The organism is Metabacillus idriensis, assembly GCF_009674765.1.
Taxonomy (GTDB): domain Bacteria; phylum Bacillota; class Bacilli; order Bacillales; family Bacillaceae; genus Bacillus_P; species Bacillus_P idriensis.
Genome location: NZ_WKKF01000002.1, coordinates 1 through 15,234, shown reverse-complemented (window position 1 = coordinate 15,234; position 15,234 = coordinate 1). Strand labels below are relative to the sequence as shown.

Annotated in this window: 13 protein-coding genes and 1 rRNA gene; 12 read left to right on the top strand and 2 right to left on the bottom strand. The window is 40.6% G+C overall.

The genetic code is table 11. The features are described from left to right. Positions 1-30 precede the first annotated feature (30 nt). Together rnpA and rpmH are read right to left on the bottom strand one after the other, a co-directional pair. Positions 31-405 (bottom strand): ribonuclease P protein component, encoded by a 375-nt coding sequence (rnpA, locus tag GJU41_RS08420; RefSeq protein ID WP_070878916.1) that lies wholly within the window; start codon positions 403-405, stop codon positions 31-33. 162 nt (positions 406-567) lie between these two features. Continuing rightward, on the bottom strand, positions 568-702 hold the full coding sequence (gene rpmH, locus GJU41_RS08415) for a 50S ribosomal protein L34 (RefSeq protein WP_070878917.1): 135 nt from the start codon (positions 700-702) through the stop codon (positions 568-570). A gap of 1,059 nt (positions 703-1,761) precedes the next feature. On the opposite strand from rpmH, the gene dnaA reads away from it, so the two are divergent. From dnaA to GJU41_RS08355, 12 genes are all read left to right on the top strand, one after another. Next, the gene (dnaA, locus tag GJU41_RS08410) at positions 1,762-3,111 is read left to right on the top strand and encodes a chromosomal replication initiator protein DnaA (RefSeq protein ID WP_070878919.1); all 1,350 of its coding nucleotides are present in this window, start codon (positions 1,762-1,764) and stop codon (positions 3,109-3,111) included. A gap of 226 nt (positions 3,112-3,337) precedes the next feature. Further along, positions 3,338-4,474, top strand: coding sequence for a DNA polymerase III subunit beta (dnaN, locus tag GJU41_RS08405; protein ID WP_070878920.1), 1,137 nt, complete (start codon positions 3,338-3,340; stop codon positions 4,472-4,474). A gap of 305 nt (positions 4,475-4,779) precedes the next feature. Further along, positions 4,780-4,992, top strand: a complete 213-nt coding sequence (yaaA, locus tag GJU41_RS24950; protein ID WP_070878940.1) for a S4 domain-containing protein YaaA — start codon at positions 4,780-4,782, stop codon at positions 4,990-4,992. A gap of 74 nt (positions 4,993-5,066) precedes the next feature. Continuing rightward, complete coding sequence (gene recF, locus GJU41_RS08395) at positions 5,067-6,179, top strand: DNA replication/repair protein RecF (RefSeq protein ID WP_154318358.1); 1,113 nt, start codon at positions 5,067-5,069, stop codon at positions 6,177-6,179. 16 nt (positions 6,180-6,195) lie between these two features. Next, positions 6,196-6,474, top strand: coding sequence for an extracellular matrix regulator RemB (gene remB / locus GJU41_RS08390; protein ID WP_070878922.1), 279 nt, complete (start codon positions 6,196-6,198; stop codon positions 6,472-6,474). 37 nt (positions 6,475-6,511) lie between these two features. Then, the gene (gene gyrB, locus GJU41_RS08385) at positions 6,512-8,434 is read left to right on the top strand and encodes a DNA topoisomerase (ATP-hydrolyzing) subunit B (RefSeq protein WP_070878923.1); all 1,923 of its coding nucleotides are present in this window, start codon (positions 6,512-6,514) and stop codon (positions 8,432-8,434) included. A 161-nt stretch (positions 8,435-8,595) separates the two neighbouring features. Further along, entirely contained in the window at positions 8,596-8,853 is a 258-nt protein-coding gene (locus GJU41_RS08380) for a spore coat protein (protein WP_070878924.1), read from the top strand. 254 nt (positions 8,854-9,107) lie between these two features. Continuing rightward, positions 9,108-10,481 (top strand): copper amine oxidase, encoded by a 1,374-nt coding sequence (locus GJU41_RS08375; protein ID WP_154318357.1) that lies wholly within the window; start codon positions 9,108-9,110, stop codon positions 10,479-10,481. 74 nt (positions 10,482-10,555) lie between these two features. Next, positions 10,556-10,831 carry a hypothetical protein gene (locus GJU41_RS08370; protein ID WP_139149165.1) on the top strand — a complete coding sequence of 92 codons (276 nt, stop codon included), beginning with the start codon at positions 10,556-10,558 and terminating at the stop codon, positions 10,829-10,831. Positions 10,832-11,170: 339 nt separating this feature from the next. Continuing rightward, positions 11,171-13,717 carry a DNA gyrase subunit A gene (gene gyrA, locus GJU41_RS08365; RefSeq protein ID WP_070878927.1) on the top strand — a complete coding sequence of 849 codons (2,547 nt, stop codon included), beginning with the start codon at positions 11,171-11,173 and terminating at the stop codon, positions 13,715-13,717. 100 nt (positions 13,718-13,817) lie between these two features. Beyond that, positions 13,818-14,906: an HD-GYP domain-containing protein gene (locus GJU41_RS25200; protein WP_170292751.1), complete on the top strand. Its 1,089-nt coding sequence runs from the start codon at positions 13,818-13,820 to the stop codon at positions 14,904-14,906. A gap of 264 nt (positions 14,907-15,170) precedes the next feature. Next, positions 15,171-15,234, top strand: a 16S ribosomal RNA gene (locus tag GJU41_RS08355); the annotation flags it as partial.

The following is a 15,234-nucleotide window of genomic DNA, read 5'->3' as shown; positions in this document are numbered from 1 at the left end:
AAAAGAAAACGTCTTTCAATTTTCATTTTTCTATGTATTTTTTATGGAGTTTTCACGCTGCGGTCTTGCTCTGTGGACTTTTGTTTTCCTGAAAAGGTGCAGTAAACTGCTTTTCACTTCATGATAGTCCATTTCGGATGCCGGCTTTCTGGCAATTACTATATAATCAATGCCTGTTTTTAAGCTGTCCTTTTCTTCAAGAAAAACTTGGCGGACGAGACGCTTAATTCTGTTTCTTGTGACGGCATTTCCTATCTTTTTACTGACTGATAAACCTAAACGGAATTCTTTTTCTTCAGGCTGATTCAGCATGTAGATCACAAATTGTCTATTTGCCATCGACTTTCCATGCTTGAATACTTTTTGGAAGTCTTCGTTTTTTTTGATGCGGTTCTTCTTTTTCATATCCTCACTCCGGATCCTTGCCTGAATTCTTCAGCCTTCTGAGAGCTTTTCCATCATTATTTCTTTAACAATATCTATTTAAACAGCTGTTTTTGAAAAACATGGCCCAATCTTAAATAGGATTGGGCCATGTAAAAAAGACCACTGATATTTTTCAGTGGCCTATGCTGATAATACTTTTCTTCCTTTAAGACGACGTGCAGCTAGCACTTTACGTCCGTTTTTAGTGCTCATGCGAGCGCGGAAACCGTGAACTTTACTATGTTTACGTTTATTTGGTTGATAAGTTCTTTTCATTATAGACACCTCCCTGAGGAATAGCTGTTAAAGACAGTCTTACTAATTATAGAGAGTGACCTAGTGAATTGTCAACCATATGTCAAAAAAGATCTTATGCTGAAACATAGTTCCTGCATCATTTATTGTTTCTCATGGCTGTGACCTCATTAATTTTTGGCTTTGCGTATAGTCGTATAGTCATTTCACGCAAATTCAGGTTTCGGTCGTGCTCTTTTCCTTAGTGGATCTCCGCTGCAGTCACTTGCTTTCCGCTTTAAACTTCTTTCAAAAGCATCAAGCTTTACAAAAGGCTGTTCGCATAGATTGTTGTTTTTGATTATAAATGTTGTCCGTTCCTTTCCGCTGCAGGAACTTGCTTTCCGCGGGGAGCGTGGAAGCCTCCTCGGCGAGCCTGCGGGGTCTTCCATTTCGCTCTATTTTCCCGCAGGAGTCAAGTTCCTTCCGCTACAATCCACTAATGGTTTTAAACTTCTAGTCTAAAAGCAACAATTTTTACGAAAAGAGCATTACAAAAAGAGCTTTTCTCAAATAAAAACTTTTCACATTTATATGGATCTTATCCGCTATTAAAAAATCCAAGAATAAATTTTAAAAGAAAAACCAGAACAATTTTTTTGATGTACAAATCTGTCAAACACCATAGACTGTGCATAGTTTTTTCGACATATTTTTTATCCACACCTGTTATCGACAGGTTTCACACAGAACAAACATATGTGGACAATTATTCTCAACATAGAGCCGAATATGTGGATAAGTTTTTTAAAACCATTGCGCCGCTTCGTTTAATTTGATATTATATTTGTGTTTTCACTCTGAATATTGGAACGTCAATATCCGGTTTATCCACACACTGTGGATAACATGTGGAAAGATTATAAACACCCTGTTAAAAAACTTGTCCACATTTAACGGTTTATGTCGAAAAGACGTTTTTCTACTATATTATATATTTATGCACATTTTGTTCGTTTTGCATTTTTATTCACGGACATCCAGCTGTTGTACAAAACATGTACACGTTCATTTTATAGAAAAAGGAGGGAGATGCCTCATATGGAGAATATTGATGAATTATGGAGCAAAGCTTTATCAGAAATTGAAAAAAAGCTGAGCAAGCCCAGTTTTGAAACATGGCTTAAATCCACTAAAGCTCATGCTCTTAAGGGAGATACATTAACAATCACTGCACCCAATGAATTTGCGCGTGACTGGCTTGAATCCAGGTATCTGCATTTGATTGCCAATACCATATATGAGCTTACAGGCGAAGAATTGCTGATAAAATTTATCATTCCCCAAAATCAGAATGAAGCTGATTTTATGCCAAAATCACCTATAAAGCCGATGACTAAAGAAGAAGAACAGATTGAGCTTCCGCAAAATATGCTGAATCCGAAGTATACGTTTGACACATTCGTAATCGGTTCAGGAAACCGTTTTGCCCATGCAGCTTCTCTAGCTGTAGCCGAAGCACCCGCGAAAGCGTATAATCCGCTATTCATTTACGGGGGAGTAGGACTTGGAAAAACGCATTTAATGCACGCCATTGGCCATTATGTGATTGATCACAAGCCTAACGCAAAAGTTGTTTATTTATCATCAGAAAAGTTTACAAACGAATTTATCAATAGCATTCGTGACAACAAAGCGAAAGACTTCCGCAATAAATACCGAAGTGTCGACGTGCTGCTTATAGATGATATTCAATTTCTTGCAGGTAAAGAACAAACTCAAGAGGAGTTTTTCCATACGTTTAATACGCTCCATGAAGAAAGCAAGCAAATTGTGATCTCAAGTGACCGTCCTCCAAAAGAAATTCCAACCCTGGAAGACCGACTTCGTTCCAGGTTTGAATGGGGTTTAATAACCGACATTACGCCACCTGATCTTGAAACAAGAATTGCCATCCTCAGAAAGAAAGCAAAGGCTGAAGGTCTTGATATTCCAAATGAGGTTATGCTCTACATCGCCAATCAAATCGATTCAAATATCCGTGAGCTTGAAGGAGCACTCATTCGAGTTGTAGCTTATTCATCTTTAATCAATAAGGATATAAATGCTGATCTCGCGGCAGAAGCACTGAAGGATATTATTCCAAGCTCTAAGCCGAGAATGATCACGATTGCGGACATCCAGCGCATGGTCGGTCAGCATTTCAGTGTAAAACTAGAAGATTTCAAAGCAAAGAAGCGCACGAAATCAGTAGCGTTCCCAAGACAAATTGCCATGTATCTTTCAAGAGAATTAACGGATTCCTCTTTGCCTAAAATTGGCGAAGAATTCGGAGGCCGTGATCATACGACAGTTATTCATGCCCATGAAAAAATTTCTAAGCTGCTTCAGGCTGATGATCAGCTTGTTAAACAGCTAAAAGAGATCGAAAGCATGCTGAAGGGCTCTTAAAAAAGCTTGCACTTATAAAAATTAATATGGATAATGTGAATAACCAAGCACGATTCATACACAGTCTGTCCACAGGTGGATAGGCTGTGTTTCCTTTCGTCAACAGAGTTATACACATTTCCACAGGCCCTACTAGTACTTCTACTATTTTTTCTTTAAATAATATATATATTAAGTGGCTCAAAGAAATATGCTCCCATACGAAAAAAAAGGAGGATTTCCCTAAATGAAATTTGTCATCCAAAAAGATCGGTTAGTTCAAAGTGTTCAAGACGTTATGAAAGCCGTATCTTCAAGAACAACAATCCCGATTTTGACAGGAATTAAAATTGTTGCAACAGAAGAAGGTGTCACACTTACAGGAAGTGATTCTGATATCTCTATTGAATCGTTTATCCCAACTGAAGAAAACGGCAAAGAAATCGTTGAAATCAAACAAACTGGAAGCATTGTTCTCCAGGCCCGCTTTTTTGGTGAAATTGTTAAAAAACTCCCGAAGGAATCGGTAGAAATAGAAGTTCTTGGCCACCATATGACCGTCATCCGCTCAGGCAAAGCAGAATTTAACCTTAACGGGCTTGATGCAGAAGAGTATCCTCATCTGCCGCAAGTAGAAGAACATAATAGTTTTAGAGTGCCGACAGATCTTTTAAAAACAATGATCCGTCAAACGGTATTCTCCGTTTCGACTTCAGAAACGCGTCCCATTTTAACAGGGGTCAACTGGAAGCTTGAAAATAGAGAATTAATCTGTATTGCAACAGACAGCCACCGATTGGCGCTCCGCAAAGCAAAAATCGAAACGGAAACAGACAGCTCTTATAATGTCGTTATTCCGGGAAAAAGCTTAAATGAATTAAGCAAGATCCTTGCAGACACAAGTGATGAAATTGAAATAGTTATTACAGAAAGCCAAGTCCTTTTTAAAGCTGAAAATTTACTTTTCTTCTCCAGATTATTGGACGGAAACTACCCGGATACAACAAGACTTATTCCTGCTGAGAGCAAAACAGATATGGTCCTTAATACAAAAGAATTTCTTCAGGCCATCGACCGGGCATCTCTTCTTGCAAAAGAAGGAAGAAATAACGTTGTTAAGTTTTCAACCCTTGAAGAAGGTATTGTAGAAGTTTCTTCAAACACTCCGGAAATCGGAAAAGTCATTGAGGAAGTTCAGACTCAGGAGATTACAGGAGAAGAATTAAAAATCTCATTCAGTGCAAAATATATGATGGATGCATTAAAAGCACTTGAAGGAACGGAAATTAAAATCAGCTTTACGGGTGCAATGAGACCGTTTTTAATCCGCACTCCGGAAGACGATTCCATTCTCCAATTAATTCTTCCTGTTAGAACGTATTAATTAAGAAAAGCGCAAGCGCCCGTTCTGGCTGAGGAGCCTGAGCGATTCCGCTTGCCATCGAAGCGCAAAATTTTATACTTTCTTATCTCTTAAACAAGCTGCTAGCACAAGCTGGCAGCTTTTCTTTTCCTTCCGCAGGACCTTATACCCATCTCGTGTTCATGTGAGATGGACACAGTCATTCTCGATAACGAACAATACTGACGTGAAGAGATTAAAGGTTAAATAGGTGTTGTGAAAGTATGGATAAGTTTAGTAAAATTAACTGTTGGAGACATAAAGAAAGAAGGCGATCTGCAGTGTCAATTAAGCCAGTGAAAATTGAGACAGAATACATTACACTTGGACAGTTCCTGAAGCTTGCTGAAGTTATTCAATCAGGCGGCATGGCTAAATGGTTTTTGCAGGAATATGCGATTTTTGTAAATGGCGAGCCTGAAAATCGACGGGGGAAAAAACTGTTTGCTGATGATACAGTTGATATTCCGGACTTTGGCTCTTATATCGTGAAAAACTAAGGCTTGCAGGCCATCAATATATAGAATGATCACTCTCTTTGCAAAAGAGCAAAAACTAAAGTTGGTGAACGGATTTGTTTATCAAAGAATTAACGCTGCGGAATTACAGGAATTATGAAGAACTGACCGTAGAGTTTGAAAATAAGGTCAATGTTATTTTAGGGGAGAATGCTCAGGGCAAGACAAATGTGATGGAAGCCATCTATGTATTAGCCATGGCAAAGTCTCATCGCACCTCAAATGACAAAGATCTTATCTATTGGGACAAGGAATATGCTAAAATAGAAGGCAGAGTAGAAAAGTACAGCGGCTCAGTCGCCATGCAGCTCGTTGTCTCGAAAAAAGGGAAAAAAGCGAAGCTGAATCATATTGAACAGCAGAAATTAAGCCAGTATGTAGGGGCAATGAATGTCATTATGTTTGCACCCGAGGATCTCAACCTAGTAAAGGGAAGCCCTCAAATCAGAAGGCGTTTTATTGATATGGAAATCGGACAGGTGTCACCTGTCTATCTTCATGATTTAAATAGATTTCAAAAAATTATGCTGCAGAGGAATCAGTATTTAAAGCAGATGCAAATGCGCAAACAGACGGATCGAACGATGCTTGATGTCCTTACTTCACAGCTTGCAGAGTCTGCCGCAAAGGTCATTTTAAAACGGATTGAGTTCATAGAGAAACTGCAAAAGTGGGCCCAGCCGATTCATACAGGCATCAGCAGAGGACTTGAAACGTTAACAATTGAGTATAAAGCATCTGTCGATGTATCAGAAGAGGCAAGTTTGTCGAAAATGATAGAAGCATATGAAGAGAAGTTTGATAAAATAAAAGATAGAGAAATTGAGCGCGGCGCAACCCTTGCAGGTCCACACAGAGATGATCTCTTATTTTTTGTAAATGGGCGTGATGTGCAGACATTCGGTTCACAGGGACAGCAGCGGACGACCGCACTATCGCTGAAGCTTGCAGAAATCGAATTGATCCATGAGGAAATTGGAGAATACCCGATTTTGCTGCTTGATGATGTTTTATCAGAACTCGACGATTACAGACAATCTCATTTATTGAATACGATTCAAGGGAAAGTGCAGACATTTGTTACAACAACAAGTGTTGAAGGCATTGACCATCAGACGCTGAAAGAAGCAACGACATACCGTGTTTCAAAAGGCAGGCTGACACGCTGAAAAGAGGTGGTTTTTCTTGTATATTCACTTGGGAGATAATTTTGTGATTCCCTCAAAAGAAGTTGTCATGATTATTGATCATCATTCTTCAAAAACATCCGGCATTGTCAGTGAGTTTTTAGAAAAACATCAGAATCATACAGTCAAGCTTGCGAACGGAGAGACAAAATCAATTGTTGTAACCACAGATAAAATCTATTTTTCCCCTCTTGCATCAGGCACGTTGAAAAAACGCGCGAAATTCACATTTGACATAGATATGGTTGCGGATGAACCATTCAAAAATCATTCTTAATAAGCCCTTAAGAAAAGTGTAGGTGATCATAGTGGCGATGGAACAAAAACAAATCGAACAGCAAACTTATGATGAAAACCAAATACAAGTATTAGAAGGCTTAGAGGCTGTCCGGAAACGTCCTGGGATGTATATTGGATCAACAGCAGCAAAAGGTCTTCATCATCTCGTTTGGGAAATTGTTGATAACAGTATTGATGAAGCGCTTGCTGGATACTGTGATGAAATCAACATTATTGTTGAAGAAGATAACAGCATCACCGTAAAAGACAATGGACGCGGTATTCCGGTAGGGATTCATGAAAAAATGGGACGTCCTGCCGTTGAGGTCATCATGACCGTTCTCCATGCCGGAGGAAAATTCGGCGGCGGAGGCTACAAAGTATCAGGCGGACTGCATGGTGTTGGTGCATCAGTAGTTAACGCGCTTTCGACTGTCCTTGAGGTTACTGTTTACCGTGAAGGAAAAATCCATTATCAGAAGTTTGAGCGCGGAGTGCCGGCTGGTGATTTGGAAGTCATAGGAGAAAGTGAACTGACAGGGACGACAACTCACTTCTGCCCGGATCCGGAAATCTTTACTGAAACGGTTGAATATGATTTTGATACTCTTGCAAATCGATTAAGAGAGCTTGCTTTCTTGAATCGGAATATTAAAATCACGATTGAAGATAAACGCGAAAACAAACGCAAAAAGGAATACTTGTACGAAGGCGGAATTAAATCATATGTCGAGCATCTAAACCGCACGCGTGAAGTCATTCATGAAGAGCCTGTCTACATGGAAGGCGAAAAGGACGGCATTACAGTTGAGGTTGCCCTGCAATACAATGATTCTTATACAAGCAACATTTATTCTTTTGCCAATAACATTCATACGTATGAAGGCGGAACTCATGAAGCTGGATTTAAAACAGCCCTCACTCGAGTCATTAATGACTATGCCCGTAAAAACGGTGCATTTAAAGAGAGTGATGCCAACTTGACTGGTGATGATGTCCGTGAAGGGATAACAGCGATTATCTCTGTTAAACATCCTGATCCGCAGTTTGAAGGACAAACCAAAACGAAATTAGGCAACTCTGAAACGAGAACCGTTACTGATAACCTTTTTGCAGAAGGATTTGAGAAGTTTTTGCTGGAAAATCCTTCAACGGCCAAGAAAATCCTTGAAAAAGGATTAATGGCTTCTAGAGCACGTCTTGCAGCAAAAAAAGCGCGTGAATTAACACGCCGCAAAAGTGCACTTGAAATTTCGAATCTGCCGGGAAAACTTGCGGACTGTTCATCTAAAGACCCTTCTATTTCTGAATTATATGTGGTTGAGGGTGACTCTGCCGGAGGTTCTGCTAAACAAGGCCGTGACCGTCATTTCCAGGCCATCCTCCCGCTTAGAGGGAAAATCATTAACGTTGAAAAAGCCCGTCTGGATAAAATTCTTTCCAATAACGAGATCCGCACGATCATTACCGCACTCGGAACAGGGATTGCAGAGGATTTTGATATTTCAAAGGCCCGTTATCATAAAATTATCATCATGACAGATGCTGACGTGGATGGAGCCCATATCCGGACCCTTCTGCTTACATTCTTTTACCGCTATATGCGACAAATCATTGAAAATGGATTTGTCTACATTGCGCAGCCGCCTTTATATAAAGTGCAGCAGGGTAAACGAATTGAATATGCGTACAATGACAGAGAAATGGAGAAGCTGATGGCGGAACTGCCGGCTACTCCTAAACCGGGCATCCAGCGCTACAAAGGTCTTGGGGAAATGAACCCTGAGCAGCTTTGGGAAACAACGATGGATCCGAATACAAGAACATTCCTGCAAGTAACATTAGAAGATGCGATGGAAGCAGACGAAACGTTTGACATCCTTATGGGTGACAAAGTAGAGCCGCGCCGAAACTTCATCGAAGGAAATGCACAATACGTAAAGAATCTGGATATTTAAGAATCCAGAGTTACCCATAAAGAAAAGGCAAAGCAGAAAAAATGCTTTGCCTTTTCTTTTTCTCCGTGCTTATTAATTCACAAGTAGCCCACTACTTTTAAACTCGTCCTGCATATCTTTTTAAAGTAAGTAGGCAATTTATCTAAGCAGGAGGCGTAAAGATGAATAATCAGCAGTTTTATCATCAAGATGACATGCGGCGTCCATTCGGCAGACCTGGATTCGGATTCGGCAGACCTGGATTTGGGTTTGGAAGACCAGGTTTTGGTTTTGGGAGACCTGGATTTGGTTTTCCGTTTGCAACTGGATTTTTGGGAGGGCTTGCAACAGGAGCATTATTAACACCTGGATATGGCTATGGTTATCCGTATTATCCGTATTATCCGCCGTATCCATATCCGTACTATCCTTATTACTAATATCAGCCGAAAAACATCCGAAATGGATGTTTTTTCTATTAAGGCTCTTTTCGCATTGTTTGATGTTTTTGGTTATACATTCATCCGTGGATCTTTGCTGCAATCCACTCAAGGTTTAATCTTTCTTTCTAAAAGCAACAAACTTTACAAAAATTAAAAAAATTTTACTGTTATGTGATCTTTATAAAAACTCTCTCCGTTAGTTCTAGTGTAAATACTCAATAAACTAAATGGAAAAAAGGAGAGAATTTAATATGAAGATGAAAAAAGCTCTAATCGCAGTACCCCTCAGTTTTTCCCTGCTGATTCCGGCATTTGGCACAGCGAGCGCTGAAGATCACGGCGGAAGCCATGGAGGCAATCACGGAGGTATGGTTTCAACAGACGTTTCTAACCCCGCTATCGATCTTCGTGCATCACTTGATGCGATCCTCTCAGAACATGCATACTTAGCAGTTGCTGCCATGCAAAAAGGAATTGACGGCAAAGAAGATTTTGAAGCAGCAGCTGGCCAGCTTAATAAAAACACAGAAGAATTATCAGCAGCAGTGGCATCTGTTTACGGTGAAGAGGCTGGAGCGCAATTTAAAGAAATATGGAGCAGCCATATTGGATACTTTGTAGATTATGTAACAGCGACAGCTGAAAACAATGAAGAAGGCAGAAAACAGGCATTAGCTGAACTGGACGAGTACAGAGTCGAGCAAGCGGGATTCCTTGATACGGCAACTGAAGGGCGTTTAAAAGCGAAAGAGCTTGAAGAAGGATTAAAAGTTCATATAGATCAATTAATCTGGGCTTTCGAAAGCTACAGAACGGGCGAATATGATAAAGCATATGTCAACATAACAGAATCAATGCACCATATGTTCGGAGTCGGCAAAGGATTATCTTGGGCAATTGCCGATCAGTACCCTGACAAATTTGAAAATACATCAGTGGATACACCAGCTGCAGACTTAAGAGCAGATTTAAACCAAGTATTCTCTGAGCATGCAGCACTTGCAGCACTTACTATGCAAAAAGGAATTGACGGAGCAAAAGACTTCGAAGCAGCAGCAGGAGCATTAAATGAAAATACAGATGATTTAACAGCAGCAGTTGAATCTGTTTACGGTGCAAAAGGCGCTGCACAATTTAAAGAAATATGGAGCAGCCACATCGGGTACTTTGTAGATTATGTAACAGCAACAGCTGAAAACAACGAAGAAGGTAAAGAACAGGCTGTAGCGGAATTAGATGAATACCGTGCAGAACAAGCAGCATTCCTTGATACAGCAACAGAAGGACGCTTAAAAGCGGCTGACCTTGAGGCGGGCCTTAAAGAGCATGTTGATCAATTGCTGAATGCGTTCAACAGCTATACAGGCAAAGATTATCCTGCAGCTTATGAAAATATTCACGTGGCATACTCGCATATGTTTGGAGTAGGCCGGGCAATGTCATCTGCGATTGTTGATCAGTTCCCTGAAAAATTTGAAGGTGAAAAACCATCTGAAATGCCTAAAACAGGCTTGGGCGGCATGAGCGAAACAAACAACAGTGCAATCTTATGGAGCGTACTTGGATTTATCCTGGCTTCAGTTTCGATTGCGATGATCGCTCGCCGGAAATCTGTCAATAACTAAGTAGGATGAAGCGGGGGACAGAGATGTCCTCCTTTTTCTTCCTGAATTTCAGTAAGAATGGAGAAAGTCATCTATTGAGATGGACAGTAACTCTTCTTTTATTCAGTTTAATACTTTCAGGCTGTACAGCTTCAGGCAAGCTGGATGAAAAAGAAGGGGATAAGACAGGTCTCAGCACAGCTGAGGCAGGCGACACAAATGGTAACTCTTATGGAAAAACAGCATCTGCAGCCCCTTTATCACCTCCGAAAAGCATGAAATTAAAAGAAGATAGAGATGGAATTGTACCTGTTTCATTCGAGATACCAGCTCTTAAGGTGAACGCCTCCATTGAAAAGGCGGCGAATTAAAGAAAAACTAGAATCCCTGCCTCAATAGGCGGGGATTCTTTAGATGAATCGCATTTTTATCTGAATTTGACGTGTAATGTCATAGGTTTATTGATATAATGGAGAGTAGGCTATTATTTAATTTTATACAGCCATACATAATCAGTTTGATATTTTACCAACAAAGATTTATAAGATCCAAAGTTTCCGGAGACCTTTAACTCCCGTTTTTTTATGAGATTAGAAAGTTTAAATATATGTACATCTTTGGCAAGCTCCGGCGCCTGTATTCACGGTCAAAACGGACCTTGGCGCTTCCGCTTTTCTGGTTGGAGCTATATAGATTAGGGAGGTTCAAACATGGAAGAAAATAAAACTCCTCAAGTAAAAGAGATAAATATTAGTCATGAAATGCGCTCATCTTTCCTGGATTATGCGATGAGTGTTATCGTTTCGCGTGCTCTTCCCGATGTTCGTGACGGGTTAAAGCCTGTTCATCGCCGTATTTTATATGCAATGAACGATTTAGGAATGACATCAGATAAACCGTTTAAGAAATCTGCCCGTATCGTCGGAGAAGTAATCGGTAAGTATCACCCGCATGGTGACAGTGCCGTTTATGATTCAATGGTCCGCATGGCTCAAAATTTTAACTTCCGATACATGCTTGTAGATGGACATGGAAACTTCGGTTCTGTCGATGGCGACGGAGCTGCAGCGATGCGTTATACAGAGGCTCGCATGTCCAAAATTGCGATGGAGCTTATCCGCGATATCAATAAAGATACAATCGACTATCAAGACAACTATGACGGTTCGGAACGTGAGCCGGTTGTTCTTCCTTCCCGTTACCCTAACTTGCTGGTAAACGGTGCAGCGGGTATCGCAGTCGGCATGGCAACAAATATCCCTCCTCATCAGCTTGGAGAAGTCATTGACGGTGTACTGGCTGTAAGCAAGGACCCAGATGTAAGCATTCCCGAGCTAATGGAGATCATTCCAGGGCCGGATTTCCCGACAGCTGGTCAGATTATCGGCAGAAGCGGGATTCGCAAAGCCTACGAAACAGGCCGCGGTTCTATTACAATCCGCGCTAAGGTAGAAATTGAGGAAAAAGCATCAGGTAAAGAAGTAATTATCGTAAGAGAACTTCCTTACCAGGTAAATAAAGCGAAGTTAATTGAAAAAATTGCTGAGCTTGTGCGTGACAAGAAGATTGAGGGCATCACCGATCTGCGTGATGAATCAGACCGCAACGGAATGCGCATCGTCATTGAAGTGCGCAAAGATGCCAATTCAAATGTTCTATTAAACAATCTTTACAAACAGACTGCCCTTCAGACAAGCTTCGGCATCAATATGCTTGCCCTTGTAAATGGACAGCCTCAAGTATTGAACCTTAAACAGTTCCTGGTATACTATCTGGATCATCAGAAGGTTATTATCCGCCGCCGTACAGCGTTTGAACTTCGCAAAGCGGAAGCACGTGCACATATTTTAGAAGGTTTGAGAATTGCACTGGATCACTTGGATGAAGTCATCTCCCTGATCCGCAGCTCTCAAACAACGGATATTGCGCGTCTTGGCTTGATGGATAACTTCTCTTTATCTGAAAAACAGGCACAGGCGATTCTTGATATGCGTCTGCAGCGTTTAACAGGACTTGAAAGAGAGAAAATCGAAGAAGAGTACCAGGGACTTGTGCAGCTGATTGCAGAATTAAAAGCAATCTTGGCTGACGATGAAAAAGTTCTTGAAATTATCCGCGAGGAATTAGAAGAAATCAAGGAGCGTTTCAATGATGTCCGCCGCACGGAAATTGTGTCGGGCGGAATTGAAATGATCGAAGATGAAGATCTGATCCCTGTTGAAAATATCGTTATTACTCTTACTCACAACGGCTATATTAAAAGACTGCCAATTTCAACGTACCGCAGCCAGCGCCGCGGAGGCAGAGGGATTCAGGGTATGGGTACGAATGAGGATGATTTCGTAGAACATCTTTTAACAACATCTACTCATGACACGATTCTCTTCTTTACGAATAAAGGGAAGGTTTACCGTGCAAAAGGGTATGAAATTCCAGAGTACGGAAGAACAGCAAAAGGACTTCCGATTATTAACCTTCTGGAAATAGAAAAAGGCGAATGGGTGAATGCCATCATCCCTGTCTCTGAATTCGTGGACGATTGGTCATTATTCTTTACAACAAAAGAAGGAATATCTAAGCGTTCTCCTCTGACACAATTCGCGAATATCAGAAAAGGCGGTTTAATCGCAGTGAACCTGCGTGAAAACGATGAACTTATTTCTGTTCGTTTAACAGATGGAACGAAACACATCATGATTGGAACAAAAAAAGGAATGCTCATTCGCTTCCCTGAAACAGATGTCCGCTCAATGGGACGTACAGCAACTGGGGTTAAAGGGATTACCCTGGATTCTGATGACGAAGTTGTCGGAATGGAAATCCTTGAAGAAGATGTCGATGTCCTTGTAGTAACACGCAATGGATTCGGCAAACGGACCCCTGCAGCTGAATACCGGATTCAAAGCCGCGGCGGTAAAGGGATTAAAACATGTAACGTCACGGAGAAAAATGGTACAGTGATTTCTGTTAAGCCTTCTACAGGAGAAGAGGATCTCATGCTGATTACAGCAAGCGGTGTTCTTATCAGGATGGCGATCGACAGCATTTCGACAACCGGCCGTAATACACAGGGTGTTAAGCTGATTAAACTTGGCGACGAAGAGCATGTTGCTACTGTCGCTGTTGTAGAAAAAGAAGAGCTCGAACCAGAAGATGCCGAGCTTTTGGAGAATGAAGAAGGATTGCAGGAAGATTCATCTGCAGAACCAATCTCAACTGAAGAAGACTCCTCTGGTGAACCGGATACAGAAGAATAAGCAAATGAAAGACATAGCCTTTAAAGCTATGTCTTTTTTTTATTCGAAAACCATATTTTACTAAATGGAATCGTTTATAATATGGATGGGAGGGATTCATGTGAGAGTCCATATTAATCAGTTGTCTGAAGGATGCATACTGTCAAAAGACGTATTTTCAATGTCGCACAAACCTTTGATGCGCAGTCAAACCATCTTAAATCAAGATTTTCTGCAAATCCTTCAGGCTTTTTTAATAAATGAAGTAGAAGTAGAGCCATACTTTGTAAATGGAATTGCCTTTAAACCTGCTGGGGTAATCCTTGATTCTTCTGCAGCTGAAAAAACAGCAAATTCAAAACAGAGCACCCATTTTGAAGAATTGTATAAAAATGCTGTTCAAGCCTTTAAGCAATTGTATTTAGACTGGCAATCCGGCGCTTTGGTTGATATCTCGAAAATCAGAAATCTATTAATTCCAGTTGTTGAGCAGGGACTGAAAGAACCTGATAAGATATTTAAAACCTACCAATATACAAAAGATGATGATCATCTTTACCACCACTCAGTATCAGCTGGGTTAGTAAGCGCTTATTTAGGTAAGAGTATGGGCTTTTCCTATGGAGATACGACCCAGGTTGCTATGACGGGTCTGCTGTGTGACTGCGGCATTACAAAAGTAGAGCAGGGGTTTCTGACTAAAAAGACAGCACTAACAGACAAAGAGTTTAAAGAAATCAAGCAGCATCCTGTTCACAGCTACAAAATGCTGAAAAATATCGTTTCTTTAAAAGAGGCTGTTAAGCTTGGAGTTCTGCAGCATCATGAACGTCTTGACGGGAGCGGGTACCCATTAGGAGCAAAGGCAGATCAGCTTCATCCTTTCGGCAAAATAGCGGCTCTTGCTCATGCATATCAGGCGATGGTTTCCGAAAGGCCGCACAGAAGCAAACAATCACCTTTTAAAGTCTTAGAACAGCTCATGCAAGATGAGTTTGGGAAATTTGATCTGAAGGCACTGAACGAATTGAAGAAGGGGTTACTTAAACTAAGTTCAGGGACAACTGTCAGATTGTCAGACGGCAGAATAGCAGTGATTGTATTTATAGAAGATAAAGATCCGACCAGACCTCTTGTAAAGATAGAAGGAACTGAGGAAATTCTTGCACTTAAAGGACAAAGTCATCTATTTATAGAAGAAATCATTTAAGAGCAAACTTTTTGCTCTTTTCTTATTGCTTATTTTAATAGGTGCTGATATAATTCTATAAGTCAGTAAGAAACCTTCTACATAAAGCAGTTTAAGAAAATTATTTTTTAAAAAATGATTGACACAAACTCGGTAGAAATGATATATTAAAGAGGTCGCTTCGAGAGAGTGCGACACAAAAAGTTCTTTGAAAACTAAACAAAACCAAAAGCGTACCAAACGTTTTAAATTTTTGAAGTCAGCAACAAATTGAGTCACAAATTTTCTTCGGAGAGTTTGATCCTGGCTCAGGACGAACGCTGGCGGCGTGCCTAATACATGCAAGTCG